Raw genomic sequence first — 23,233 nt, forward strand, 5'->3', positions numbered from 1 at the left:
GCCAGGCTACGAGCCGGTGCCCTCCCGGTGGCGGCGGACGGAATCGATTAGCCCCTTCGGGTGACCACGCCGCGCGGTCGACCGGCGCGTGCGGTCGACCGGCACGGCCGACCCGGGCCTACTCCTGGGTGGCGGGGGCGGGCCCGGCGGACACGTCGTGGTCGGGCACGGTCTCGCCCGCGCGGATCAGCTCGATGCGCCCCATGACCTTGGCCCGCAGGTCGCTCGGTACGTCGTCATGGCCGCAGCACCGCTTGACCAGCTTCTTCACGGCCTGTTCGAGCCCGTACTTCTCGAGGCACGGGGAGCACTCCTCGAAGTGCACCTCGAACTTGGTGCAGTCGCTGTCGGGCATCTCACGGTCGAGGAACTCGTAGAGATGGTCCAGGACCTCTGCGCATTCCGTCTCGTGCGGCTCTCCGCAGCTCATGAGCCCGAGCCTTTCCCGTTGTTCGACGACTCTCCGGCGCCCGCGGGGACCAGTCCGCGTTCGCGGGCGTAGTCCTCGAGCATGCCGCGCAACTGGCGGCGGCCACGGTGCAGTCGGGACATCACCGTACCGATGGGCGTCCCCATGATGTCCGCGATCTCCTTGTACGCAAAGCCCTCTACGTCGGCCAGATACACGGCGATGCGGAACTCCTCCGGGATGGCCTGGAGGGCTTCCTTCACATCGGAGTCGGGCAGGTGGTCCAGCGCCTGCGACTCGGCGGACCGCAGACCGGTGGACATGTGCGACTCGGCGCGGGCGAGCTGCCAGTCCTCGATCTCCTCCGCGGCGCTGCGCTGGGGCTCGCGCTGCTTCTTGCGGTACGAGTTGATGAAGGTGTTGGTGAGGATCCGGTACAACCAGGCCTTGAGGTTGGTCCCCTCCCGGAACTGGTGGAAGGACCCGTACGCCTTGGCATACGTCTCCTGGACCAGGTCCTCGGCGTCGGCCGGGTTGCGCGTCATGCGCAGGGCCGCCGAGTACATCTGGTCGAGGTAGCCGAGGGCGTCCCGTTCGAAGCGCGCGTTGCGCTCGGACTCCGTCTCCTCGGGGCCTTCGTTGGTCCCTGTGTCGGTCCCAGTGACCGGACCCACCTCCTCCAGCGCTGTGGCGAGACCGAGTGCGGACCCGCTCGAATCGGAGAATAGTCGACCTTCCGGCGCCAGTCCCTTCAGATTCGCTCCGCCCGATGCCCGGACAGGGACGGTCCTGGCCGCGGGAAGCACGGTCCAGTCCAGCTCAGTGGCCTCGGACCGGCTCGGGCAGCTGATCGAACCCATGCGACGGACTCCCTCTCCTGGCTCTGCTCTGTACACCGACGCCCGTCACAACAACGCCCCGGCCGCTTCTCATTCCCGCAGGCCACTCACCCACTTCCCGACCGCCCCGGTGATGACCGCGAGCGCCTCCTCCTGGGTCACCGCCGCCCGCTTCGGCACGGCGAACCCGTGGTCCCCGTAGGGGACCTCCACGAGCTCGTACCGCTCCCCGGGCCCTGCCTCCGGGAACTCCCCCGGCCTGCCGAAGGGGTCGTTCCCGCCCTGGACGACGAGGGTCGGTACGCCCGCGCCGAGGAGCTCCTGTGCGCGGGAGCTCTCCGGCCTGCCCGGCGGGTGGAGCGGGAAGCTCAGCGCGAGGACGGCACGGGCGCCCAGCTCACCGGCGGTGCGGCAGGCGACGCGGGCCCCGGCGCTGCGCCCACCGGCCACGATCGGCAGGCCGGGCACGCGCAGGGCGGGCCAGAGGTCCCGCCAGGCGGCGTCCAGGGTCTTGGGCGCGGGGGCGAGCTTCTTCCCGGCGACGCGCCACGGTTGTTCGACGAGGGCGACGGTCACCCCGGCGGCCGGCAGGCTCGCGGCGAGCGCCCGCAGGTCCCGCGCCTCGACACCGCCCCCTGCGCCGTGGCCGAGGGCCACGACGAGGCGGGCGTCGCCCTCGGCGGCGTACCAGGTGATACGGGCGTCGCCGACGCCGGTCGGCACGATCTCACTGTTGGTCACGGTGCCATGGTGCCAAGCCGGGGCCCTGGAACCCGGTCCTCAGAAGAGGGTTTCCTCCACCGGGCCGGGCAGCTCCTCGACCAGCTCGGGGCCGTTGTTGCGGACGTTGCTGACGGCGGGCGTCACCGGATAGGCCCGCATCAGGCCGGCGGGCGGCGGCGTGAGCAGCGAGCGCAGGTCCTCCACCTCCGTACGGGCCGGGTCCAGCCAGGCGTCCCAGCGGTCGGGCGTCAGCATCAGGGGCATGCGCGGGTGGATGTCCGCCAGCGAGCGCGGGCCCTCGGCGGGGGCCACGCCCAGGGGGTCGGTGTCCGCCTCCGTGGTGATCACCGAGCAGGTGGCCCACCAGGCCTGCGGGTGGTCGGGCGGAAGGGTGGGGTCGCGCCAGAACTCGTACAGTCCCGCCATCGCGAAGACCGAGCCGTCGGCGGGCGTGACGAAGTACGGCTGCTTGCGCGTGCGCTTGCGCTTGCCCTGCTCCTCCAGCTGCCGCTCGTCGGCGCCGGTCACCCACTCGTAATAACCGTCGGCGGGCAGGATGCACCGGCGCGTGGTGAAGGCCTGCCGGAAGGAGGGCTTCTCGTGGACGGTCTCCGCCCGCGCGTTGATCATCCGGGCGGCACCCTCCGGGTTCTTCGCCCAGGACGGGACGAGCCCCCACTTCAGGGCCCTCAGCTGCCGGACGGGGCGTCGGGAGTCCGCTCCCTTGAGGGGGCGTTCGAGGACCGCGTAGACGTCCTTGGTGGGAGCCACGTTCCAGTCGGCGTCCAGGGTCTCCTTGGGATCCCACTTCTCGACGCCGAAGAGACCCGTCAGGTCCTCGGGCCTCCGGCTCGCCGCGTACCGTCCGCACATCGTGTGACCACCCCTCCTGTGTGTGCGGATACGAGCCTAGGGGGCGTGCGCGACGGGCGGGGCTTGAGTCCGTGCCCGCCGGACGCGGAGGATGCTCCGTACGCCCACGACTCCAGGGAGCCGCCCCACCATGGACAGCACGAGCCTCGCCGCCCTCTGGGACCGCCTCATCGGTACCCAGCCGGCCCCCGACAGGTGGCTCGTGATCGCCACGGCCGTCGCCGCCCTCGCCGTCACCGCGCCGCCCGGGATATGGCGCCTCGCCCGCAACGCCATCACCATCGCCCACGAGGGCGGCCACGGCCTGGTCGCCCTGGTCAGCGGCCGCCGTCTGCAGGGCATCCGGCTGCACTCCGACACCAGCGGCCTGACCGTCAGCCGCGGCAGGCCGACCGGGCTGGGCATGATCCTCACGGCGGCCGCCGGCTACACCGCGCCGCCCCTGCTCGGCCTCGGCGGCGCCTGGTTGCTGGCGGCGCACCGCGTCACGCTGCTGCTGTGGGTGGCGACGGCGCTCCTCGCGGCGATGCTCGTGATGATCCGCAACGCGTACGGGGCGCTCACCGTGATCGTCACCGGCGCGGCCTTCCTGCTGGTGTCGTGGCTGACGGGACCGGACGTCCAGGCGGCGTTCGCGTACGGCGCGGTGTGGTTCCTCCTTATGGGCGGTGTACGCCCCGCCTTCGAGCTCCAGGCCAAGCGGCGGCACGGCGGTGCGCCGGACTCGGACGCCGACCAGCTCTCGCGGCTCACCCACGTACCGCCCGTTCTGTGGCTGTTCTTCTTCCACACGGTGTCGGTGTGCTCGCTGATCGGCGGGGGGCGCTGGATGCTGGGGCTGTGAGCACCGCGGTCGGCCGGCCGGTCAGCTGATCATGAGAATCCGGCGCAGGTGACCTCTGGCCATAGGGCCCGTCTAAAGTGAGGGGCATGACCGATAGCAGCCCCGTGCCCTCCGATCTCTGGCCCGCTCCCCACGCGCGCGGAGCCGTCGACGCGACCGTCACCGTGCCCGGGTCCAAGTCGGTCACCAACCGCGGTCTGGTCCTCGCCGCCCTCGCCTCCGAGCCCGGCTGGCTGCGCCGCCCGCTGCGCTCGCGCGACACCCTGCTGATGGCCGAGGCCCTGCGCACCCTGGGTGTCGGCATCGAGGAGGGCGTGGGCCCCGACGGCACCGGCGAGCGGTGGCGGATCATCCCCGCGGGCCTGCACGGCCCGGCCACCGTCGACGTCGGCAACGCCGGCACGGTGATGCGCTTCCTGCCTCCCGTCGCCGCGCTCGCGGACGGCCCGGTCCACTTCGACGGCGACCCGCGCTCCCACGAGCGGCCGCTGCACGGCGTGATCGACGCCCTGCGCGCCCTGGGCGCCCGCATCGACGACGACGGGCGCGGCTGCCTGCCGCTGACCGTGCACGGCAGCGGCGCCCTGGACGGCGGCCCGGTGGAGATCGACGCCTCCTCGTCCTCTCAGTTCGTCAGCGCCCTGCTGCTGTCGGCGCCGCGCTTCAACCAGGGCGTCGAGGTCCGGCACACCGGCTCCAAGCTGCCGTCCATGCCGCACATCCGGATGACCGTCGACATGCTGCGCGCGGTCGGCGCCCAGGTCGACGAGCCGGAGACGGGCGGCGAGCCGAACGTGTGGCGGGTCTCCCCCTCCGCGCTGCTCGGCCGCGACCTGACCGTCGAGCCGGACCTGTCCAACGCGCAGCCGTTCCTGGCCGCCGCCCTGGTCACCGGCGGGCGGGTCACCATCCCCGACTGGCCGTCCAGCACCACCCAGCCCGGTGACGCGCTGCGCCGGATCTTCACCGAGATGGGCGGTTCCTGCGAGCTCACCGAGCAGGGCCTGACCTTCACCGGTACGGGCGCGATCCACGGCATCGACGTGGACCTGAGCGAGGTCGGCGAGCTCACGCCCGGCATCGCCGCGGTCGCCGCGCTCGCCGACTCGCCCTCGACCCTGCGCGGCGTGGCCCATCTGCGCCTGCACGAGACGGACCGCCTGGCCGCGCTCACCAAGGAGATCAACGAGCTGGGCGGCGATGTCACCGAGACCGCGGACGGGCTGCACATCCGCCCCCGCCCGCTGCACGGCGGCGTCTTCCACACGTACGACGACCACCGCATGGCGACGGCCGGTTCGATCATCGGCCTCGCCGTCGACGGCGTACTGATCGAGAACGTGGCGACGACCGCCAAGACCCTGCCGGACTTCCCGCAGATGTGGACCGGAATGCTCGAGGCCTGACGACATGCGCCGCTACGGCAAGCACACGGACGAGGACGACATCCGTTCGCGGCCCAACCGCAAGGGCAACCGCCCCCGCACCACCATCCGCCCCAAGCACGAGGACGCGGCGGAGGGGATGGTCCTGACCGTGGACCGGGGCCGTCTGACGGTGCTCGTCGACGGCCGTTCGGTCATGGCGATGAAGGCCCGGGAGCTGGGCCGCAAGGCCGCCGTGGTGGGCGACCGGGTGTCGCTCGTCGGTGACCTGTCCGGCAAGAAGGACACGCTGGCCCGGATCGTACGGATCGAACCGCGCTCGTCCGTCCTGCGCCGTACGGCCGACGACGACGATCCGTTCGAGCGGGTCGTGGTCGCCAACGCCGACCAGCTGGCCATCGTCACCGCCCTCGCCGACCCCGAGCCGCGGCCCCGGCTGGTCGACCGCTGCCTGGTCGCGGCGTTCGACGGCGGACTCGAACCGCTGCTGGTGCTGACCAAGTCCGACCTCGCCCCGCCCGAGAAGCTGCTGGAGCTGTACGGCGCGCTCGACATCCCGTACGTGGTGACCAGCCGCGAGGAGCTGTACGACGGGCACACCGCCGCCGACCGGGTCCGCGAGTACCTCGCCGGCCGCACCACCGCGTTCGTCGGCCACTCGGGCGTCGGCAAGACGACGCTCGTCAACGCGCTGGTGCCGGAGGAGCGGCGCCGGCTCACCGGTGACGTCAACGCGGTGACGGGACGCGGCCGGCACACCACCACCTCGGCGCTGGCCCTGCCCCTCGACCGCGCGGACGGATGGGTGATCGACACCCCGGGCGTGCGGTCCTTCGGGCTGCACCACGTGGACCCGTCCCGGGTCATCAACGCCTTCCCCGAGCTGGTGCCGGGCACCGAGGGCTGCCCGCGCGCGTGCAGCCACGACGAGCCGGACTGCGCACTGGACGAGTGGGTGGCCGAGGGCCACGCGGATCCGGCGCGGCTGTACTCGCTGCGGCGACTTCTCGCCACGCGTGAGCGACGCGAAGGCGACTGAGTCGCGCACGTCTGCGTTTCGCGCCGCCCGGCGAGTGCATAATCGCACCAAGTCGGGCCAAGTCCGGCGAAGCAGTCACGGATCACCACGGACGCGGGAGGCACTGTGAGGACGGCGTGGCTGCTGGTGATCGTCGCCGGTTTACTGGAGACGGGTTTCGCGGTCTGCCTCAAGCTCTCGCACGGCTTCACCCGGCTGTGGCCGACGGTCGCCTTCGCCTGTTTCGCGCTCGGCAGCTTCGGCCTGCTGACCCTCTCACTGCGGAAGCTGGACGTCGGCCCGGCGTACGCCGTGTGGACCGGCATCGGAGCGGCGGGGACCGCCATCTACGGCATGATCTTCCTCGGTGACCTGGTGTCCGTGCTGAAGATCATCTCGATCACGCTGGTGATCGTCGGCGTCATCGGCCTCCAGCTGTCCGGCTCCTCCCACTGAGGCGCGACGACGTACGACAGCGCGAGGCGTACGAGCAGCTCGCAGGCGTCCCGGTCCACGCCCGGGCCCGCCGCCGCCCGCAGCCGGTCCCGCACCGCCGCCACCAGCTGTCCGGGCGCCGGGGGCCCCTCGTCGGCGCGGCGCTGCGCGGGCGGAGCGGCCGCCACGCGCGTACGGGGACGGGCGGGGCGGGGCGCCGGGAGCCGTTCGGTCCAGCAGCCGGTGAGCAGGGCGCGCAGCAGGGGTTTCGCCCGGGCCTCCCGGACGGTCCATTCGGTCAGCGCGAGGAACCGGTCGACGGGGTCGGTCCGTTCGGCGAGGACCCGTTCGACACCGCTCAGGTACGCGTCCGTCTCGTGCCGCACCAGGGCACGGGCCAATCCCTCCTTGCTGCCGAACTCGTTGTAGAGCGTCTGCCTGGACACCCCGGCGGCGGCCGCGACCTCGACCATCCGGACCGCCGGCCAGGGCAGGTCCGCGAGCGCCGCACGGGCGGCGTCGAGCAGGGCGTCTCGGGCAGTGGGCATCGTCGCCTCCCAGACCAGCGGCTCACCACCAGGCGGCTCTGCGCACAGAGTTGACGGGTGGCCACGCACTGTCAAGACTCCCTGCGGAAGGTGCCGGTCCGCCGGGATAGAGTGCGGGCCATGGCCGATTACCACGATGATCTGCGTCTTGCCCACGTCCTCGCGGATGCCGCCGACGCCGCCACCATGGACCGGTTCAAGGCGCTCGACCTCAAGGTCGAGACCAAACCGGACATGACGCCGGTGAGCGAGGCCGACCGGGCCGCCGAGGAGCTGATCCGGGGCCAGCTGCAGCGGGCGAGGCCGCGCGACGCGATCCTCGGCGAGGAGTACGGCGTCGAGGGCACGGGCCCGCGCCGCTGGGTGATCGACCCGATCGACGGCACCAAGAACTACGTCCGCGGCGTACCCGTGTGGGCGACGCTGATCTCCCTCATGGAGGCGGGCGAGGGCGGCTTCCAGCCGGTGGTGGGCGTGGTGTCGGCCCCCGCGCTCGGGCGCCGCTGGTGGGCGGCGAAGGGGCTGGGCGCGTACACCGGGCGGAGCCTGTCGTCGGCCACGCGCCTCCACGTGTCGAAGGTGGCGGACGTGTCCGACGCGTCGTTCGCGTACTCCTCGCTCAGCGGTTGGGAGGAACAGGGCCGTCTCGACGGCTTCCTGGACCTCACGCGTGCGTGCTGGCGTACGCGCGGCTACGGCGACTTCTGGCCGTACATGATGGTCGCCGAGGGCTCGGTGGACATGTGCGCGGAGCCGGAGCTGTCGCTGTGGGACATGGCGGCGAACGCGATCGTGGTGCAGGAGGCCGGCGGTGTCTTCACCGGCCTGGACGGGAAGCACGGCCCGCACAGCGGGAACGCGGCGGCGTCGAACGGCCTGCTGCACGAAGAGCTGCTGGGGTACCTGAACCAGCGCTCCTGACGACCACCGGCGCGCACGGAGCGTCGTGGCGTATGTGCGCCAGGTGATGCAGACCCCTTGTTGCGGCACCACCGGACTGCCACTCTAAGAGTCCCCCCACTTGTGAACTTGTGAATCCGTTCTCGAAGAGACGGTTCACCCAAGGAGGTGGCTCCATCCATGCTCGTCCGTGACGCCATGAGCACGGTGGTCCTCACCATCGGACCCGCGCACACACTCCGCCAGGCGGCCGCCCTGATGGCGGCGCGCCGCGTCGGCGCGGCCGTCGTCCTGGACCACGACACCAGCGGCCTCGGCATCCTCACCGAACGCGACATCCTCGTATCCGTCGGCGCCGGCCAGAACCCGGACCTGGAGACCGCCGGTGCGCACACGACGACCGACGTGGTCTTCGCCGCACCGGAGTGGACCCTGGACGAGGCCGCCACCGCCATGGCGCACGGCGGTTTCCGGCATCTGATCGTGCTGGACGGCACCGGCCCGGTCGGCATCGTCTCCGTGCGCGACATCATCCGCTGCTGGGCGTCGCCCGTACGGCGACGTGAGGCGGCGGCCGTCCTGGCGTAGGCCGCTGCCGGCAGGCGGCCGACAAGTACCGACGGGCACCAAAAGGCACCGAAAGGCCGGAGGGCCGGCCCCCCTGCGGGAGCCGGCCCTCTTCCTACGACAAGCGATCCAGTGCTGTTCAGCCGCGCAGGGCCTGGACCGCGGCCTCCAGCCGCTTGCCGAAGTCTCCGTCGGCCTGACGGAAGTTGTTGATCGCGCGCTCGACGATGTCGTCGCGCGAGACCTTGGCGATGAAGCCGGAGAGGTTCTCGATCAGACGGTTCTTCTCGTCCTCCGACATCAGCCGGTAGAGGTTGCCCGCCTGGACGAAGTCGTTGTCCTCGGCGTGGACGGGCGCCGGCTGCTCGCCGGTCGCGCCGGTCACCTGGATCGGCGCCCACAGCGGGCGGTCGATCTGGTGCGGGCCGCCGAAGCTGTTCGGCTCGTAGTTCTTCGCACCCTTGTGGCGGCCGTCGTACAGGAAGCCGTCACGGCTGTTCGTCCGCGCCTCGGTGGCGTGCGGGCGGTTCACCGGCAGGTGGTCGGCGTTGATGCCGACGCGGTAGCGGTGGGCGTCGCCGTACGCGAAGAGGCGGCCCTGGAGCATCTTGTCCGGCGACGGGCCGATGCCCGGCACGAAGTGGGCGGGGCTGAAGATCGACTGCTCGACCTCGGCGAAGATGTTCTCCGGGTTGCGGTTGAGCTCCAGCTTGCCGATCTCGATGACCGGGTAGTCCGCGTGCGGCCACACCTTGGTCAGGTCGAACGGGTTGAAGCGGTACGTCGCGGCGTCGGCGGCGGGCATGATCTGCACGCCGACGGTCCAGGACGGGTACTCGCCGCGCTCGATCGCCTCGCGCAGGTCACGCTGGTGCGAGTCCGGGTCCTCACCGGCGAGCTTGTTGGCCTCGGCCTGGGTGAGGCACTTGATCCCCTGGTCGGTCTTGAAGTGGTACTTGACCCAGAAGACCTCGCCGGCCTCGTTGTTCCACTGGAAGGTGTGCGAGCCGAAGCCGTCCATGTGGCGGTACGAGGCGGGGATGCCGCGGTCACCGAAGAGCCAGGTCACCTGGTGCGTCGACTCGGGCGACAGGCTCCAGAAGTCCCAGACGTTGTCCGCCTCCTGCGAGCCGGTGTACGGGTCGCGCTTCTGGGTGTGGATGAAGTCGGGGAACTTGATGGCGTCCTTGATGAAGAACACCGGGGTGTTGTTGCCGACGAGGTCGTAGTTGCCCTCTTCGGTGTAGAACTTCAGCGCGAAGCCGCGCGGGTCGCGCACGGCGTCGGCCGCACCGAGGTTGCCCGCGACGGTCGAGAAGCGGAGGAAGACCTCGGTCTCCTTGCCGACCTCCGAGAGGAACTTCGCGCGGGTGTACGGGGTGACGTCCGCCGTCACCTTGAAGGTGCCGTACGCACCGGCGCCGCGCGCGTGGACCACGCGCTCCGGGATGCGCTCGCGGTTGAAGTGCGCGAGCTTCTCCAGCAGCAGCTGGTCCTGGACCAGAACCGGACCACCGACGCCCGCGGTCTCGCTGTTCTGGTTGTCGGCGACCGGCGCGCCGGCCTCCGTGGTAAGCGGTCCCTGCGTCACGTGCGCCTCCTGCGTCATTCCTGCAAGTCCTGTCCCTTGGCTAATGCCGTTCCCGATCCTACAATGGACATTGTCTAAGTCAAGCGTCTATCCAAAGCCACACCCGTTCGGGACTGAGTCCCCTCCCTGTTAGGCTGGTCTGCATGAGCGACCTGTTGGAACGACTGCGCGGACGCGGCTGGCGTATGACCGCGCAGCGCCGTGTCGTGGCCGAGGTCCTCGATGGCGAACACGTCCATCTGACGGCTGACGAGGTCCACGCGCGCGCGGTGGAGCGACTCCCGGAGATCTCCCGAGCGACCGTGTACAACACGCTGGGTGAGCTGGTGTCACTGGGTGAGGTCCTGGAGGTCTCTACGGACCGCCGCGCCAAGCGGTACGACCCGAACGCCCACCGCCCGCACCACCACCTGGTCTGCGCGCAGTGTGGCGCGATCCGCGACGTGCACCCGTCCGGTGACCCGCTGTCCGACCTGCCGGACACGGAGCGCTTCGGCTTCACGATCTCGGACGTGGAGGTCACGTACCGCGGCGTGTGCCCCAACTGCGCGACCGCCTGACTCGTCCTGACTCGTCTTGCTGAAAAGGCCCCCGGAAAACCGGGGGCTTTTCGCATGGCGGTTGTCGCCTGGCGCTTGCCACATGGTGCTTTCGCATGGCGGGCGACGGGCGCGATGCGCGCACATGCCGAAGGCCCGGATCCATCAGGATCCGGGCCTTCGGTTTCAGTAGCGGGGACAGGATTTGAACCTGCGACCTCTGGGTTATGAGCCCAGCGAGCTACCGAGCTGCTCCACCCCGCGTCGTTGAACACAACCTTACGGGACGGCGTGGACCAGCGCAAATCCATAAGGGGGCCTTGGGGAGTGACCCGCGTTACCCGACGGGTCGCGCTACGCCGTGAGCTCCTGGTGCAGTGCCTCGCTCAGCCGCGCCGCCCGCTCGGCCACCTCCGCCGGGCCCAGCTCGACCGCGCGCGAGCACCAGCGGCGCCCCTCGGCCAGCTCGCCCCGGCGGGCGGCGAGCAGCGCCAGGCGCAGGGCCGCCCGACCGTGCCCGGCGCGGGCGGCGCGGGTCCACCACAGGGCCGCCTCGCGCTCGTTCCCGTCGCGGGCGAGGAGCAGGCCGAGGTTGAAGGCGCCGTTCCGGCTGCCCGCCTCGGCGGCCACCCGGTACCAGCGGGCCGCCTCGGTGGTGTCGCCGCGCGCGGCGGCGAGCATGCCGATCCGCACCTGGGCGCGGCGGTGGCCCTGCTCGGCCGCCCGCTCGTACCACTCCTCGCACTCGCTCTTGGCCGCCTGCGGCTCGCCCAGTGCGGGCGCGCCCGGCGGCGGCTGGCGCGCGTCGAGGACGCTGGCCAGGCGGAACGCCGCCTCGGCGCTGCCGCCGCCCGCGGCGATCCGCAGGTGGCGCTCGGCCTCCTGCTCGTCGCCGTCCCGGAGCTTGGCGATGCCGACCTGGAGCGCGGCCTCGGTGTGGCCGGCCGCGGCGGCGCGCTCGTACCAGGTCAGCGCCGTACGGTCGTCGTCGCGGCCCGCGTAGAGGATGCCGAGGTTGAAGGCGGCGTCGACGCTGCCCGCCTCGGCCGCCTTGGAGAACCAGGGCTCGGCGCCGTTCGGGTCGCCGCTCTGGAGGAGCAGGATGGCGAGGGCGTTGGCGGCCTCGCGGTGGCCGGCGTAGGCGGCGCGGCGGTACCACTGCTCGGCCTGGGCGACGCGGTTCTGGGCGGCGTACAGCAGCCCGAGGTTGTACGCGCCGTTGACGTCGCCCGCGTCGGTGGCCGCGCGGTACCAGCGCTCGGCGGTCTGGTGCTCGCCGCGGGCGGCGTGCAGGGCGCCCAGCGCGTTGGCGGCGTTGCCGTCGCCGTCCTGGGCGGCGCGCAGCCACCACACGGCGGCGCTGTCCTCGTCGCCGGCGTCGCGCAGCAGGAAGCCCAGCGCGCAGGCGGCGCGGGGCTCACCGTCCTTGGCGGAGGTGAGGTACCAGCGGCCGGCCTCCTTGAGCTCGCCGCGCTTTTCGAGGATGGCGCCGAGGTGGAGCGCGGCACGGCGGTGCCCGCGTGCGGCGGCCTGCCGGTACCACTGCTCGGCGGTCTCGGTCGCGGCTCCGGCGCTGAAGCGGGTGCCGGTTCCGGCGCTGAGGCGGGTGCCGGTGCTGGGGCCCGTGCCGGTACCGAGGCGGGTACCGGTGCTGGGACCCGTGCCGGTCGTGGTGGCGCTGTCGCCCTGCTCCTCCGCCTTGCGCTCCAGGGCGCGGGCGAGGCGGTAGGCGGCCTCGCGGTGGCCCTGTTCGGCGGCGGCGCGCAGCCAGCGCTCGGCGCCGACGTCGCTGCGGTGCTCCAGCAGGTCGGCGAGGGCGTACGCGCCGAGGGCGTGGCCCTGCTCGGCGGACTGGCGCAGCCAGTACTCGGCGGCGGGTTCGTCACCGCGCTCGCGGTGGTAACGGCCCAGCGCGTGTGCGGCGGCGGCGGAGCCGGCCACGGCGGCGATGCGCCACCAGCCGGCGGCCTCCTCCGCGTATCCGCGCTGGTGCAGCAGGACACCCAGGTTGTTGGCGGCGGCACGGTCGCCGTCGGCGGTGGCCGCGCGCAGGTACGGCTCGGCGCCGTCGAGGTCGCCGCGGCGCAGCAGCATGGCTCCGAGGATGCTCATCGACGCGGTGTCGCCGGCGTCGGCGGCGCGACGGTGCCGTGCCTCGGTCTCGACGGCGTCGCCGGTCTCCGCACCGTCCACAAACCGCCCTGTTTCCAAAAGCGTTGCCCTGTCCCCCATGAATTCCATCGTCGCACCACCCGCAAACCGCGTACACCTGGTATACCGCAGCCAGTGAGGTCACTTCAGCGTTTTGTCGACATGCCCACAGGGAGACAAGTCAAACACGAGTCACTCCAACTGCCCCCACCCGGCCGCCGCTTGGCGCGTCGTACCTTGCACTCCCCCGGCACACACCAAGGGCCCGGATCTCGAAAGATCCGGGCCCTTGACTTCAGTAGCGGGGACAGGATTTGAACCTGCGACCTCTGGGTTATGAGCCCAGCGAGCTACCGAGCTGCTCCACCCCGCGTCGGTGAAACCACAGTATCACGACGCGGGGTGGGCCTTTAACCTGCGGGTTTCTGGTCGGCGGGCTTCTGGTCCGCCGGCTTGCCGTCGGCCGGCTTCGGGTCGGCCGGCTTCGGGTCGGCCGGCTTCCCGTCCGCCGGCTTCTGGTCGGCCTTGGCCGCCGCGTCCGCCGCCGCGGCGCGCCGCAGGGCGTCCGCGAGGGCCTCCTGGGCCTTGCCGTACGCCGCCCAGTCGCCCTTCTTCAGCGCCGCCTCGCCGTCCGTGAACGCCTTCTGCGCGTCCGCGATGGCCTGCTTCAGCGCCGCGTCGCCGGTGGCCGGCGGCGTGGTGGTGTCACCCGGCGGGGGCGGCGTGGTGGGCGTGCTGCCCTCCACCCCGAAGACCGCGTTCAGCGCCTTGGCGAGGTTGTCCTCGAACACCGTGGTGTCCTTGGTGGTGTCGCCTTCCGGCTGGTCCGCGTCGACGTACGACACGGCCACCTTCTTCAGCAGCGGATAGAGGGCGTTGCGGCCCTGCGCGTACACCGGCTCGACGTACAGGAACCCGCCGTCGAGCGGCACCGTCAGCAGGTTGCCGTACTGGATGTCGGAGTCGGCGCCCTTCATGTCGCGGACGAACTGGGCGACGGACGGCAGGCCGTTGAGCTTGCTCTGGACCTGCGCCGGGCCGGGCACGTCCTGCGTCACCCGCAGCAGCCTTATCCGGCCGTACTCCTTGCTGTTGGCGTCGGCGTCGACCGCCATGAAGCCGCCCAGGTTGGGCCGCCCGTTGGGGGTGAACGTCGTCGTCAGCGAGAAGCGCTGCGCCGTGTCACCCGGCATCTTCATGCTCAGGTAGTACGGCGGAACGGCTTGGCCGTTCTTGTTGGTCGGGTCGTCCGGCACCTGCCAGGCGTCACTGCCGCTGTAGAACTGCGCCGCGTCCTTGACGTGGTAGCGGGTGAGCAGCTCGCGCTGGACCTTGAACATGTCCTGCGGGTAGCGCAGGTGCTCCTTGAGGTCCGCCTTGATGGCGTCCTTCGGCTGGACGGTCCCGGGGAACGCCTTCATCCAGGTCTTCAGGACCGGGTCCTCGGTGTCCCACTGGTACAGCTTCACCGTGCCGTCGTAGGCGTCGACGGTGGCCTTCACCGAGTTGCGGATGTAGTTGACCTGGTTCTGCTGGGCGACCACCGCGCGGGTCTCGTTGCCGGCGGTCAGCGAGTCCGTGGTCGTCGCCCCCAGGGTCGTACGGGACGCGTACGGGTAGCCGTTCGTCGTCGTGTAGGCGTCGACGATCCACTGGATGCGGCCGCCGACGACCGCCGGGTAGGCGTCGCCGTCGATGGTCAGCCACGGGGCGACCGCCTCGACGCGCTGCTTGGGCGTGCGGTTGTAGAGGATCCGCGAACCGTCGCCGATGGCTCCGGAGTAGAGGATCTGCGGCTCGCTGAAGGCCACCGCGTACGCCGCGCGGTTGAAGGTGTTCTCGAGGCTGACCCCGCTCTTGCCCTTGTAGCTGGTGGTCTTCTCGCCGTTCTGCTCGTAGTCGAGCTCCTTCTGCGGGCCGCCGACGATCGAGTACTGCTCGGTCTTCTCGCCGTAGTAGATCCGCTGCTCGTACGTCTTGAGCTGGCCGGAGGTGGGCAGACCGGCCTCGGTGAAGATGGGCGAGCCGTTGGCGTCCGTCCCCGTGCCCGTGGCCATGATCGCGCCATAGCCGTGGGTGTACGTGAAGTGGTCGTTGATCCAGTTCCGCTTCGGGATGCCGCGGATGTTGAGCTCGCGCAGACCGACGACCGTGTCCTTGCCCTGGTATCGGTCGACGTCCAGGGTGGTCGGGAACTGGTAGTACTTCCGGCGCTGTTCGAGCTGCTGGAAGGTGGGCGAGACGATGTTCGGGTCCACCACGCGGTAGCTGGCGGCCGAGTCGGCGTCGCTGCGCAGCTTGTCCTTGGCCTTGACGGTCGACTTGCCGGAGTAGTTCTCCGGCTCCGCCTCGTCGATGTCGTACGCCTTGCGCGTCGCCTCGATGTTCTTGGCGATGTACGGGGCTTCCTTGGCCTGCTCGTTCGGCTGGACCTGGAACTTCTGCACGATCGCCGGGTACAGCCCGCCGATGAGGATCGCCGACAGCACCATCAGGCCGAAGCCGATGACCGGCAGCTGCCAGGTGCGGCGCCAGAGCGTCGCGAAGAACAGCACGGCGCAGATGGCGGCGATGCAGAAGAGGATCGTCTTGGCCGGCAGGTAGGCGTTGGCGTCCACGTACCGCAGGCCCGTCCAGTTGCCGGTCGCCTTGAAGTCACTGGACTTCACGGCGAGGCCGTACCGGTCGAGCCAGTACGCCACGGCCTTGAGCGAGACGAAGATGCCGAGGAGGACGGAGAGGTGTCCGGTGGCGGCTCCGGTGGCACGCGCGCCGGGGCTGGTGATGCGCAGCCCGCCGTACAGGTAGTGCGTCAGGGCGGCGGCGATCAGTGACAGCACGGTCGCGGCGAAGCCGAAGCCGAGCAGGAACCGGTACCAGGGCAGGTCGAAGGTGAAGAAGGAGACGTCCAGCCCGAACTGCGGGTCCTTCTGGCCGAACGACACGCCGTTCACCCACATCAGCCAGGTGCGCCACTGGCCGGAGGCGGAGGCGCCGGCGATCAGCCCGACCAGGGCGGTGATCGCCAGGAACACCCACTTCTTGTAGGGCGCCACGCCCATCCGGTAGCGGTCCAGGCTCTGCTGTTCCAGCGACATGGCGCTGAGTGGCGGGCGCAGCCGGTGGGCGAGCCAGATGTTCAGCCCGACGGCGGTCGCCATGAGCAGGCCGAAGACGGCGAACAGGCCGATCTTGGTCCACAGGGTGGTGGTGAAGACGGAGGAGTAGTGGACCGACCGGTACCAGAGCCAGTCCGTCCAGAACCCGGCGAACATGACGAAGAGCATGGCCAGCACGGCCAGCACCCCCAGCGTCATGAGCAGGGTGCGGGCCCGCCGGGACGGCCGGCCGACTCTGATCCGTGGCCCGGTCGGGCCTCCGCCGCGGTCCGGCATCTGGAAAGCCAACGTGCGCCCCTCGAAGTTCGCGGTCGTGTCTGAGCGGGCCCAGCGAGCGTAGGGCCCACTGATGCAACTTACTCAGGCTTTACCTAGTTCCCGTATCCGGGTGGAAAGGAGGCAGGATATTGCCCATGTCCAACGTTTCTCCCTCCGGCCCCCCGATGGCCGCCAGTCCGCTCACCCGCGCGGTGCTCGAAATCGACGAGTACGCCTCCGGTCTCGGCTGGGACCAGCCGGCCCGGCTCTTCGCCCTCGTCGACACCGCACGGCTGCGCTCCCAGGAGCCGGGGCTCGCGTCCCAGCTCGGTCTCGACGCGGACGAGGCCGCCGCGCCGCTCACCCCGATCGAGCAGGACGAGATCCCCGCCGACCGGCCCCTCGACGAGTTCCTCGCCACGATCGCGTGGCCGGATGCGGTCGCCGGGTGCGCGATGACGGTGGAGCGGCTGATGCTGCCGCCGTCCGCCGAGGCGTCCGTGCCGGAGGGGCTCGACGAGGCGGCGCTGGCGAAGTGGGTCGCCGGTCACCCGGACCGCCAGGAGGTCCGGATGACGGTGGCGGTGCTGCGCAACGGGGCCCGGGAGTCGGCGCTGCGGCTGCGCGAGAAGGACTCCCCGACGGAGGTCCTCACGGGCGCCGACCTGGTCCCCGGCTTGGCGGAGGCCCTGGCGGCGACGTTCGAGGGCTGAGGCGGCCGCGCTGTGGCGGCGCGGGTACGGAGGGGGCGCGGCGGATGCCGCGCCTCTCGTATGTGCGCCGTTCACGGCGCAAGCGACCTCTCTACGGCGTTACAGCGCGTACGGCGCTTACGACGCATACGACGCATACGACGCATACGACGCATACGGCGCATACGGCGCATACGGCACGTACGGTGCTTTCGACGCTTACGACGCCGAGCAGCTCGGGAGGCCCGCGGTGTCGCCCTTGCGGACCTTTTCCAGGGCCTTCACCGCGCCGTCGATCGTCTCCACCTTGATCAGGGTGAGGCCGTCGGGCGTGTCCGAGGCCGCGGCGGCGCAGTTGTCGGCGGGCGTCAGGAAGTAGCGGGCGCCCGCGTTCCGCGCGCCGACCAGCTTCATGTCGATGCCGCCGATCGGGCCGACCTTGCCCTTCTCGTCGATGGTGCCCGTACCGGCGACGAACGTGCCGCCCGTCAGGTCGCCGGGCGTCAGCTTGTCGTAGATGCCCAGCGAGAACATCAGGCCCGCGCTGGGGCCACCCACGTCGGCGAGCGAGATGTCGATGGGGAACGGGAACGCGTGATCGACACCGGCCTGGATGCCGACGATCGCCCGGTCGCCCTCGGGCGACTTCTTCGTGGTGATCGCGAGCTGCTCGGTGGTGGTGGGCTCCTGGCCCGCCTTCTCCGCCGCGGCCGCCGCCTTCGCAGGGACGATGGTGAAGACGACCTTCTCGCCGGGCTGGTGCTTGGTGACCAGCTTCGCGACGTCCTGCGGCTCCTTGACGGCCGTGCCGTCCACCGCCTTGATCACGTCGCCGGCGTGGAGCGTGCTCTCGGCGGGGCTGTCCTTCTGGACGGAGGAGACCACGACACGCGACGCCACCGGGATCCCCAGCTGCCCGAGCGCGGCCACCTTGGCGCTCTCCTGGGACTGGCTGAACTCCTCGGCGTTCTCCTGGGAGGACTGCTCCTCGGTCTTGCCGTTCGGGTAGAGGGTCTCGTGCGGCACCACGACACTGTCGTGGGCGAGCCATCCGTACACGGCCTCGACCAGGTTCATCCTGTAGTCCGCACCGGTGACCCTGACCGTCGTCATATTGAGGTGCCCGGAGGCCGGGTACGTCTTGTGGCCGGAGATCTGCAGCACCGGCTCGCCGCCGGACTCACCGAGCGTGTTGACCGTCGGCCCCGGGCTCATCTCGGAGTACGGCACCTTGATGAACACGCCCGCGCAGAGCAGCGCGATGAGGATGAGGGTTGAAGCGAGCATCGTCGCAGTGCGGCGTGGCATGGAACGACAGTACGGGACGCGTCTGTCAGTGCACCCCTGGGGCCGGTCCGTACGGGGTGACTCCCGGGCCCTCAGACGGGGCCGCCGCGGGAGTGGGACTTCTCCATCGCGTCACGGAAGCGGGCGTACCCGGCGAGCTCGGCCACGTCCTCCGTGGTACGGGTGCGCGAGGCCCAGCTCCCCCATATCGCGGCACCGATGGCGGCGAACAGCGGAATCAGCAACCACGCCAGAACCGCCATCGCGACCTCCCGTCCCCATGAACGAACGCCACCGGCTCACTCGCCACTGGCTGATCAGCAGATTAACCATCCGCCATTTCAACGCTCGTGCCCGGGGTGCGGTTACGCAAATCGGACGATCGTCCCACCCGACGGATGCGACCACCCGCCGACGGGTCCGCTCAGCAGGCCCCCACCCACTCCTCGGTGCCGTCCGAGAAGCGCTGGTGCTTCCAGATCGGCACCTCGTGCTTGAGGTCGTCGATCAGCTTGCGACAGGCCGCGAAGGCCTCCGCGCGGTGCGGGCACGACACGCCCACGACCACCGCCAGATCCCCGACGGCCAGATCGCCCACCCGGTGCACGGCGGCCAGCGCACGGACCGGGAACTCCGCGACGACCTTCTCGGCGACCCGGCGCAGCTCGGCCTCGGCGCTCGGGTGGCTGGAGTACCCGAGGGCGTCGACGTCGGCGCCGCCGTCGTGGTTGCGCACGGTGCCCACGAAGAGCGCGGTGCCGCCGGCCGCGTCGTCACCGACGGCCTGGAAGACCTCGTCCAGGGACAGCGGGGTGTCGCGGATCTCCAGCAGCCGGATCGGGTCCGCCGCCGCGTGCTCGCCGGGGTGGTCGTACGTGGGTGCCATACCGCCCATCGTGCCGCACGGCACTGACATCGCGGAATAGCGCTTTCGCCCGGCCCGTCCACGCGCGCGTTGGAGCCTTCTACAGCTCCGGCCGGTCGGCGCTACAGGCCGCGGCGCCTGCGGGCCCGCCGTACCAGTGCCGCCGTGCCGAGCAGCGCCACCGTCGCGCCCGCCGCGCCCGCCGCGGTCGCGTCCTTGCGGCCGAGGCGGCGTCCGGCGACCGTGTGGCGGCCCTGGACCTCCTCCAGGAGCGCGGCGAGGACCTCCTCGTTGGTCCAGCGCGGGCGCCAGCCGGCGTCGTGCAGCCGTCCGACGCTCACCACCCAGGGATGCATCGTGTACGCCAGGTCACCGGCGGGCGACGGCGTGAGGCCGATCCGGTGCAGGCGGGCCGCCGCGCCCAGGGCCACCGCGGACGGCAGCTCCATGCGGCGGATGCCGCTGAGCTCCTCGACCTCCTCCTGCTCCAGCCAGCCGTCGCAGCCGACGGCGAACTCCCCCTCGACCTTCTCCAGCGCCGCGTACTCCAGCGCGCTGACCAGGTCCTCGACGTGGCAGAACTGCCAGGTCGGGTGGGACCCGGCCACCACGAGCAGGCGCGGCGACTCGAAGTAGCGGGTCAGCGCCGTGTCCGTACCGCCGCCGACCAGGACGGTGGGGCGCACGACCGTGACGTTCAGGCCGGGGTGCGCGCGGGGCGCCCGGCGTGCGAGGCGCTCGATCTCCAGGAGGTCTCCCACCCCGGTGGCCTCGGCGGTGGCCCGCAGCTCGGCGTCCTCGGAGAGCGGGACGTCGTTGTCGGGCAGTGCCCCGTAGACCATGGCCGACGTGCACAGCACCACCCGGTGCACGCCCGCCGCCGCGGCGGCGGTCAGCACGGTCTGGGTGCCGCGGACGTTGTACGCCGTGCGGGCGGCCGCGTCGGTCTCCAGGTCGAGGTCGAGGGCGAGGTGCACCACCACGTCCGCGCCGCGCAGCTTCTCGGCGATGGCCGGGTCCCGGACGTCCAGGATGTGCCAGTGCGCTTCGGAGACCTCGCCTCTGCGCTCGTCGATGGCGATGACCTGCTTGATCTGCTCGGACTCGACGAGGCGCCGGGTCAGCAGGTCACCGACGCCGGAGGCGGCACCGGTGACCGCGACGACGGGCCGGCGGGCGGCGGACTGGGTTGAGAGGTTTCGCGCTGCGCGAACCTGCGGATCTGGGGAACTCACCGGGCGTCTCCAGCGGTTGTCTTCAGTACGTACGTGAATGACGCGTACGTACCAGGTGGCGTCCATCCTGCCGCAGGCCAGGACTCAGTGAAGCACCGAGCCCATGTCCGGCTCGGATGTCTACGCTGGTGGTGTTGTCGGGCAGCCGCCGTCGGCAGAAGCCGGCGGCCCTACGAGCCGAGGAAACCCGTGAGTGACACCCCATTCGGATTCGGCCTTCCGCCGGAGGAGCCGGAGGACGGCGACGAGGGCAAGAAGAAGCCCTCCGAAGGTGACAAGGGTGCCGGTGCCCCCGGCAACCCCTTCGGGTTCGGCGGTCTGCCAGGTGGCATGGGCGGCGCGGACAACCCGTTCGCCGCGATGTTCGGCTCGCTGAACCCCAACGATCTGGGGGCGGCCTTCCAGCAGCTCGGCCAGATGCTGAGCTACGAGGGCGGTCCCGTCAACTGGGACATGGCCAAGCAGATCGCGCGCCAGACGGTCGCCCAGGGCACCTCGGACGGCACCAAGGACTCCAGCGTGGGTCCGGCCGAGCGCGCCGCGGTCGAGGAGGCCGTGCGTCTGGCGGACCTGTGGCTGGACGGTGTGACGTCCCTCCCGTCCGGTGCCCACTCGGCCGTGGCGTGGAGCCGCGCGGAGTGGGTCGAGGCGACGCTCCCCGCCTGGCAGCAGCTGGTGGACCCGGTCGCCGAGCGCGTGGGTGCCGCCATGGGCGACGTCCTCCCCGAGGAGATGCAGGCCATGGCCGGGCCGCTGCTCGGCATGATGCGCTCCATGGGCGGCGCCATGTTCGGCCAGCAGATCGGTCAGGCCGTGGGCGTGCTGGCGGGCGAGGTGGTCGGCTCGACGGACATCGGCCTGCCCCTGGGCCCGGCCGGCAAGGCCGCGCTGCTCCCGCTGAACATGGAGGCCTTCGGCAAGGACCTCGGCGTCCCGAAGGACGAGGTGCGGCTCTACCTGGCGCTGCGGGAGGCCGCCCACCAGCGGCTCTTCGCCCACGTGCCGTGGCTGCGCTCGCACCTGTTCGGCGCGGTCGAGGGGTACGCACGCGGGATCAAGGTCGACACGACCAAGCTGGAGGACGCGGTCAGCGGTCTGGACCCGTCCAATCCGGAGCAGCTGCAGGAAGCGCTCCAGCAGGGCATGTTCCAGCCGGAGGACACGGCCGAGCAGAAGGCCGCGCTGGCCCGCCTGGAGACGGCGCTGGCGCTGGTCGAGGGCTGGGTGGACGCCGTGGTGCACGAGGCCGCGAAGTCCCGGCTGACGTCGGCGGCCGCGCTGCGCGAGACACTGCGCCGGCGCCGGGCCTCGGGCGGGCCGGCCGAGCAGACCTTCGCCACCCTGATCGGCCTGGAGCTGCGTCCGCGCCGCCTGCGGGACGCGTCCCGGCTGTGGGCGTCGCTGACGGACGCGCGCGGCGTGGACGGCCGCGACGACCTGTGGCAGCACCCGGACATGCTGCCGACGGCGTCCGACCTGGACGACCCGGACGGCTTCGTCCACCGCGAGCACCTGGACTTCTCGGAGCTCGACAAGATGCTCGGCGAGGCCGCGGGCAACCAGGACCGGCCCGAGGGGCCTCAGCGCGACGACGAGGACGACACCGACAAGTGAGCCTGCACGACGACGCCGTCCTCGTACTGAAGGCGTACGAGGACCAGCCCGAGCTGCGGCAGCTCTATCTCGATCACCTGGCGGCGCACCCGGACGGCATGTGGAAGGCGTGCGAGGCCGGGCATCTGACGGCGAGCGCGCTGGTGGTCGATCCGGCGCGCGGCCGGGTGCTGCTGACCCTGCACAAGAAGCTCGGGATGTGGCTGCAGATGGGCGGGCACTGCGAGCCCGGCGACGAGACCGTGGCCGCGGCGGCGCTCCGGGAGGCGACGGAGGAGTCGGGGATTCCGGGGCTCGCTCTGCGTCCGGGCGGCCCGGTGCGGCTGGACCGGCACCCGATCCCGGCGCCCTGCCACTGGCACCTGGACCTGCAGTACGTGGCGGTCGCGCCGCCGGACGCGGTGGAGGCGATCAGCGAGGAGTCGCTGGACCTGCGCTGGTTCGCGTACGACGAGGTGGCGGCGGTGGCCGACGACTCGGTCGTACGGCTGGTGGAGGCGGCCCGGGCGGTTCCGTAGCGGTAAGGGGCGGCCGGCCCTGGCCGCCGCCCCTCACCCGCCCACGGCGCTCAGTTCCAGGCGTTGTTCTGGTTCTGGGCGTGTGCGCCGTGCTGGCCCACACCGAACTGCGCGCCGACGCCCTGCCCGATCTGGGCCGCCTGGGGCGGCATGACCTCGCTGGGCTGGACGAGCACGAAGCCCTGCCCCAGGAAGCTCAGCTCCCAGCCCTCCCCCGTGGAGCCGCGGCGGCGGCGCACGCTGGAGGAGTGGGTCTGGGCCTGCATCTGGACGCGCAGCGACGACGACCAGGCGACGATCGCGTCGGAGTCGACGCTGACGTACTTCTCCGGCGTGACGTGCATCATCAGCGGCTGTCCGGAGGTCATCAGGGCGACCTGGCCGCGGCCGGAGATGTTCAGCTGGTACTTGCCGGAGCCGGAGATGCCGTACTGGCTGTCCACGGCGATGGCCTCGGTGTGCAGGGTGGAGTCGAGCGCCAGCACATAGGCGCTGTCCACGGTCATGCCCTCCTGGTCGACCTCCACGACGTGGATGTACTGCGCGAGGTTGGCGAAGTAGACGGTGCCCTGGCCGGAGCAGCGCATCAGGTCCAGGCCCTCACCGGTGTTGGCACGGGCACGGCGCTGCGTCTGGTTCTGGTACTCGCCGTCGAAGTCGATCAGTCCCTGGTAGGCGACCATGGCCCCCTTGCGGGCGAGAACGTCGTCGTGGCCGGTGAGCGCCACCCGCAGGAGCTGCGGGTTCTGGACGGCGTACCGGTCCTGGGTCTGCTGTTCCGTGTAGCTGAAAAGCGGGCTCTGCATGGTGTGTTCTCGCTCCC

Annotated in this window: 23 protein-coding genes and 2 tRNA genes; 10 read left to right on the top strand and 15 right to left on the bottom strand. The window is 71.3% G+C overall.

Annotated elements, in window-relative coordinates:
• Nucleotides 1-118: 118 nt before the first annotated feature.
• The 4 genes from rsrA to AB0A69_RS13005 form a co-directional block, all read right to left on the bottom strand.
• Nucleotides 119-430: a mycothiol system anti-sigma-R factor gene (gene rsrA / locus AB0A69_RS12990; RefSeq protein ID WP_355362579.1), complete on the bottom strand. Its 312-nt coding sequence runs from the start codon at nucleotides 428-430 to the stop codon at nucleotides 119-121.
• A complete protein-coding gene (locus AB0A69_RS12995; RefSeq protein WP_355362581.1) occupies nucleotides 427-1,083 on the bottom strand; it encodes a sigma-70 family RNA polymerase sigma factor in 657 nt (218 codons plus the stop codon). Before AB0A69_RS12995 ends, rsrA begins: the two co-directional genes overlap by 4 nt.
• 255 nt (nucleotides 1,084-1,338) lie before the next feature.
• Nucleotides 1,339-1,989 (bottom strand): alpha/beta family hydrolase, encoded by a 651-nt coding sequence (locus AB0A69_RS13000; protein WP_361419427.1) that lies wholly within the window; start codon nucleotides 1,987-1,989, stop codon nucleotides 1,339-1,341.
• Nucleotides 1,990-2,028: 39 nt separating this feature from the next.
• Nucleotides 2,029-2,844 (bottom strand): SOS response-associated peptidase, encoded by an 816-nt coding sequence (locus AB0A69_RS13005; RefSeq protein WP_361419430.1) that lies wholly within the window; start codon nucleotides 2,842-2,844, stop codon nucleotides 2,029-2,031.
• Between the two features lie 130 nt (nucleotides 2,845-2,974).
• Between AB0A69_RS13005 and AB0A69_RS13010 the strand changes: the two genes are divergently transcribed.
• From AB0A69_RS13010 to AB0A69_RS13025, 4 genes are all read left to right on the top strand, one after another.
• On the top strand, nucleotides 2,975-3,688 hold the full coding sequence (locus AB0A69_RS13010) for a M50 family metallopeptidase (RefSeq protein WP_361419433.1): 714 nt from the start codon (nucleotides 2,975-2,977) through the stop codon (nucleotides 3,686-3,688).
• A gap of 86 nt (nucleotides 3,689-3,774) precedes the next feature.
• A complete protein-coding gene (aroA, locus tag AB0A69_RS13015) occupies nucleotides 3,775-5,094 on the top strand; it encodes a 3-phosphoshikimate 1-carboxyvinyltransferase (protein WP_361419436.1) in 1,320 nt (439 codons plus the stop codon).
• Nucleotides 5,095-5,098: 4 nt separating this feature from the next.
• Complete coding sequence (gene rsgA, locus AB0A69_RS13020; RefSeq protein ID WP_361419439.1) at nucleotides 5,099-6,112, top strand: ribosome small subunit-dependent GTPase A; 1,014 nt, start codon at nucleotides 5,099-5,101, stop codon at nucleotides 6,110-6,112.
• Between the two features lie 105 nt (nucleotides 6,113-6,217).
• Nucleotides 6,218-6,547 carry a multidrug efflux SMR transporter gene (locus AB0A69_RS13025; RefSeq protein ID WP_361419442.1) on the top strand — a complete coding sequence of 110 codons (330 nt, stop codon included), beginning with the start codon at nucleotides 6,218-6,220 and terminating at the stop codon, nucleotides 6,545-6,547.
• Here the strand turns inward: AB0A69_RS13025 and AB0A69_RS13030 are convergent.
• On the bottom strand, nucleotides 6,439-7,074 hold the full coding sequence (locus AB0A69_RS13030; RefSeq protein WP_361419445.1) for a TetR/AcrR family transcriptional regulator: 636 nt from the start codon (nucleotides 7,072-7,074) through the stop codon (nucleotides 6,439-6,441). The genes AB0A69_RS13025 and AB0A69_RS13030 overlap by 109 nt on opposite strands.
• Nucleotides 7,075-7,194: 120 nt before the next feature.
• On the opposite strand from AB0A69_RS13030, the gene hisN reads away from it, so the two are divergent.
• Entirely contained in the window at nucleotides 7,195-7,995 is an 801-nt protein-coding gene (hisN, locus tag AB0A69_RS13035; RefSeq protein ID WP_361419448.1) for a histidinol-phosphatase, read from the top strand.
• A gap of 159 nt (nucleotides 7,996-8,154) precedes the next feature.
• The gene (locus AB0A69_RS13040; RefSeq protein WP_361419451.1) at nucleotides 8,155-8,562 is read left to right on the top strand and encodes a CBS domain-containing protein; all 408 of its coding nucleotides are present in this window, start codon (nucleotides 8,155-8,157) and stop codon (nucleotides 8,560-8,562) included.
• Between the two features lie 118 nt (nucleotides 8,563-8,680).
• On the opposite strand, the gene AB0A69_RS13045 is transcribed toward AB0A69_RS13040, so the two are convergent.
• Nucleotides 8,681-10,132 (bottom strand): catalase, encoded by a 1,452-nt coding sequence (locus AB0A69_RS13045; RefSeq protein ID WP_361419454.1) that lies wholly within the window; start codon nucleotides 10,130-10,132, stop codon nucleotides 8,681-8,683.
• A 143-nt stretch (nucleotides 10,133-10,275) separates the two neighbouring features.
• On the opposite strand from AB0A69_RS13045, the gene AB0A69_RS13050 reads away from it, so the two are divergent.
• The gene (locus tag AB0A69_RS13050) at nucleotides 10,276-10,692 is read left to right on the top strand and encodes a Fur family transcriptional regulator (RefSeq protein ID WP_355362603.1); all 417 of its coding nucleotides are present in this window, start codon (nucleotides 10,276-10,278) and stop codon (nucleotides 10,690-10,692) included.
• A gap of 169 nt (nucleotides 10,693-10,861) precedes the next feature.
• Here the strand turns inward: AB0A69_RS13050 and AB0A69_RS13055 are convergent.
• From AB0A69_RS13055 to AB0A69_RS13070, 4 genes are all read right to left on the bottom strand, one after another.
• Nucleotides 10,862-10,935, bottom strand: a tRNA-Met gene (locus AB0A69_RS13055).
• Nucleotides 10,936-11,025: 90 nt separating this feature from the next.
• A complete protein-coding gene (locus AB0A69_RS13060) occupies nucleotides 11,026-12,912 on the bottom strand; it encodes a tetratricopeptide repeat protein (RefSeq protein ID WP_361419457.1) in 1,887 nt (628 codons plus the stop codon).
• A gap of 209 nt (nucleotides 12,913-13,121) precedes the next feature.
• Nucleotides 13,122-13,195: transfer RNA gene (locus AB0A69_RS13065), tRNA-Met, on the bottom strand.
• A gap of 37 nt (nucleotides 13,196-13,232) precedes the next feature.
• A complete protein-coding gene (locus tag AB0A69_RS13070) occupies nucleotides 13,233-16,217 on the bottom strand; it encodes a UPF0182 family protein (protein WP_361419812.1) in 2,985 nt (994 codons plus the stop codon).
• Between the two features lie 137 nt (nucleotides 16,218-16,354).
• Between AB0A69_RS13070 and AB0A69_RS13075 the strand changes: the two genes are divergently transcribed.
• A complete protein-coding gene (locus tag AB0A69_RS13075; protein WP_361419460.1) occupies nucleotides 16,355-16,912 on the top strand; it encodes a PPA1309 family protein in 558 nt (185 codons plus the stop codon).
• A gap of 198 nt (nucleotides 16,913-17,110) precedes the next feature.
• Here AB0A69_RS13075 and AB0A69_RS13080 read toward each other — a convergent pair whose 3' ends face one another.
• The 4 genes from AB0A69_RS13080 to AB0A69_RS13095 all read right to left on the bottom strand — a co-directional run bounded on the left by AB0A69_RS13080 (nucleotide 17,111) and on the right by AB0A69_RS13095 (nucleotide 20,278).
• Nucleotides 17,111-18,199 (bottom strand): PDZ domain-containing protein, encoded by a 1,089-nt coding sequence (locus tag AB0A69_RS13080; RefSeq protein WP_361419463.1) that lies wholly within the window; start codon nucleotides 18,197-18,199, stop codon nucleotides 17,111-17,113.
• Between the two features lie 71 nt (nucleotides 18,200-18,270).
• Nucleotides 18,271-18,441 carry a hypothetical protein gene (locus AB0A69_RS13085; RefSeq protein ID WP_361419465.1) on the bottom strand — a complete coding sequence of 57 codons (171 nt, stop codon included), beginning with the start codon at nucleotides 18,439-18,441 and terminating at the stop codon, nucleotides 18,271-18,273.
• 161 nt (nucleotides 18,442-18,602) lie between these two features.
• Nucleotides 18,603-19,064, bottom strand: coding sequence for a molybdenum cofactor biosynthesis protein MoaE (locus AB0A69_RS13090; protein ID WP_361419468.1), 462 nt, complete (start codon nucleotides 19,062-19,064; stop codon nucleotides 18,603-18,605).
• A 101-nt stretch (nucleotides 19,065-19,165) separates the two neighbouring features.
• Complete coding sequence (locus AB0A69_RS13095) at nucleotides 19,166-20,278, bottom strand: SDR family oxidoreductase (protein ID WP_361419471.1); 1,113 nt, start codon at nucleotides 20,276-20,278, stop codon at nucleotides 19,166-19,168.
• 189 nt (nucleotides 20,279-20,467) lie between these two features.
• On the opposite strand from AB0A69_RS13095, the gene AB0A69_RS13100 reads away from it, so the two are divergent.
• The gene (locus AB0A69_RS13100; protein WP_361419474.1) at nucleotides 20,468-21,892 is read left to right on the top strand and encodes a zinc-dependent metalloprotease; all 1,425 of its coding nucleotides are present in this window, start codon (nucleotides 20,468-20,470) and stop codon (nucleotides 21,890-21,892) included.
• The gene (locus AB0A69_RS13105) at nucleotides 21,889-22,410 is read left to right on the top strand and encodes an NUDIX hydrolase (RefSeq protein WP_361419477.1); all 522 of its coding nucleotides are present in this window, start codon (nucleotides 21,889-21,891) and stop codon (nucleotides 22,408-22,410) included. The genes AB0A69_RS13100 and AB0A69_RS13105 overlap by 4 nt, the downstream gene beginning before the upstream one ends.
• A 50-nt stretch (nucleotides 22,411-22,460) precedes the next feature.
• Here AB0A69_RS13105 and AB0A69_RS13110 read toward each other — a convergent pair whose 3' ends face one another.
• Nucleotides 22,461-23,216, bottom strand: a complete 756-nt coding sequence (locus tag AB0A69_RS13110) for an AIM24 family protein (protein ID WP_361419480.1) — start codon at nucleotides 23,214-23,216, stop codon at nucleotides 22,461-22,463.
• Nucleotides 23,217-23,233 lie beyond the last annotated feature (17 nt).

Origin of the sequence: Streptomyces sp. NPDC045431 (genome assembly GCF_040646655.1) — a bacterium.
Taxonomy (GTDB): Bacteria; Actinomycetota; Actinomycetes; order Streptomycetales; family Streptomycetaceae; genus Streptomyces.

Excerpts from the sequence above, each read along its gene's own strand:
- rsrA (WP_355362579.1), bottom strand. The coding sequence starts at position 430 with ATGAGCTGCGGAGAGCCGCACGAGACGGAATGCGCAGAGGTCCTGGAC.
- AB0A69_RS13005 (WP_361419430.1), bottom strand. The coding sequence starts at position 2,844 with ATGTGCGGACGGTACGCGGCGAGCCGGAGGCCCGAGGACCTGACGGGT.
- AB0A69_RS13010 (WP_361419433.1), top strand. The coding sequence starts at position 2,975 with ATGGACAGCACGAGCCTCGCCGCCCTCTGGGACCGCCTCATCGGTACC.
- aroA (WP_361419436.1), top strand. The coding sequence starts at position 3,775 with ATGACCGATAGCAGCCCCGTGCCCTCCGATCTCTGGCCCGCTCCCCAC.
- rsgA (WP_361419439.1), top strand. The coding sequence starts at position 5,099 with ATGCGCCGCTACGGCAAGCACACGGACGAGGACGACATCCGTTCGCGG.
- AB0A69_RS13030 (WP_361419445.1), bottom strand. The coding sequence starts at position 7,074 with ATGCCCACTGCCCGAGACGCCCTGCTCGACGCCGCCCGTGCGGCGCTC.
- hisN (WP_361419448.1), top strand. The coding sequence starts at position 7,195 with ATGGCCGATTACCACGATGATCTGCGTCTTGCCCACGTCCTCGCGGAT.
- AB0A69_RS13040 (WP_361419451.1), top strand. The coding sequence starts at position 8,155 with ATGCTCGTCCGTGACGCCATGAGCACGGTGGTCCTCACCATCGGACCC.
- AB0A69_RS13050 (WP_355362603.1), top strand. The coding sequence starts at position 10,276 with ATGAGCGACCTGTTGGAACGACTGCGCGGACGCGGCTGGCGTATGACC.
- AB0A69_RS13060 (WP_361419457.1), bottom strand. The coding sequence starts at position 12,912 with ATGGAATTCATGGGGGACAGGGCAACGCTTTTGGAAACAGGGCGGTTT.
- AB0A69_RS13070 (WP_361419812.1), bottom strand. The coding sequence starts at position 16,217 with ATGCCGGACCGCGGCGGAGGCCCGACCGGGCCACGGATCAGAGTCGGC.
- AB0A69_RS13075 (WP_361419460.1), top strand. The coding sequence starts at position 16,355 with ATGTCCAACGTTTCTCCCTCCGGCCCCCCGATGGCCGCCAGTCCGCTC.
- AB0A69_RS13080 (WP_361419463.1), bottom strand. The coding sequence starts at position 18,199 with ATGCCACGCCGCACTGCGACGATGCTCGCTTCAACCCTCATCCTCATC.
- AB0A69_RS13085 (WP_361419465.1), bottom strand. The coding sequence starts at position 18,441 with ATGGCGGTTCTGGCGTGGTTGCTGATTCCGCTGTTCGCCGCCATCGGT.
- AB0A69_RS13090 (WP_361419468.1), bottom strand. The coding sequence starts at position 19,064 with ATGGCACCCACGTACGACCACCCCGGCGAGCACGCGGCGGCGGACCCG.
- AB0A69_RS13110 (WP_361419480.1), bottom strand. The coding sequence starts at position 23,216 with ATGCAGAGCCCGCTTTTCAGCTACACGGAACAGCAGACCCAGGACCGG.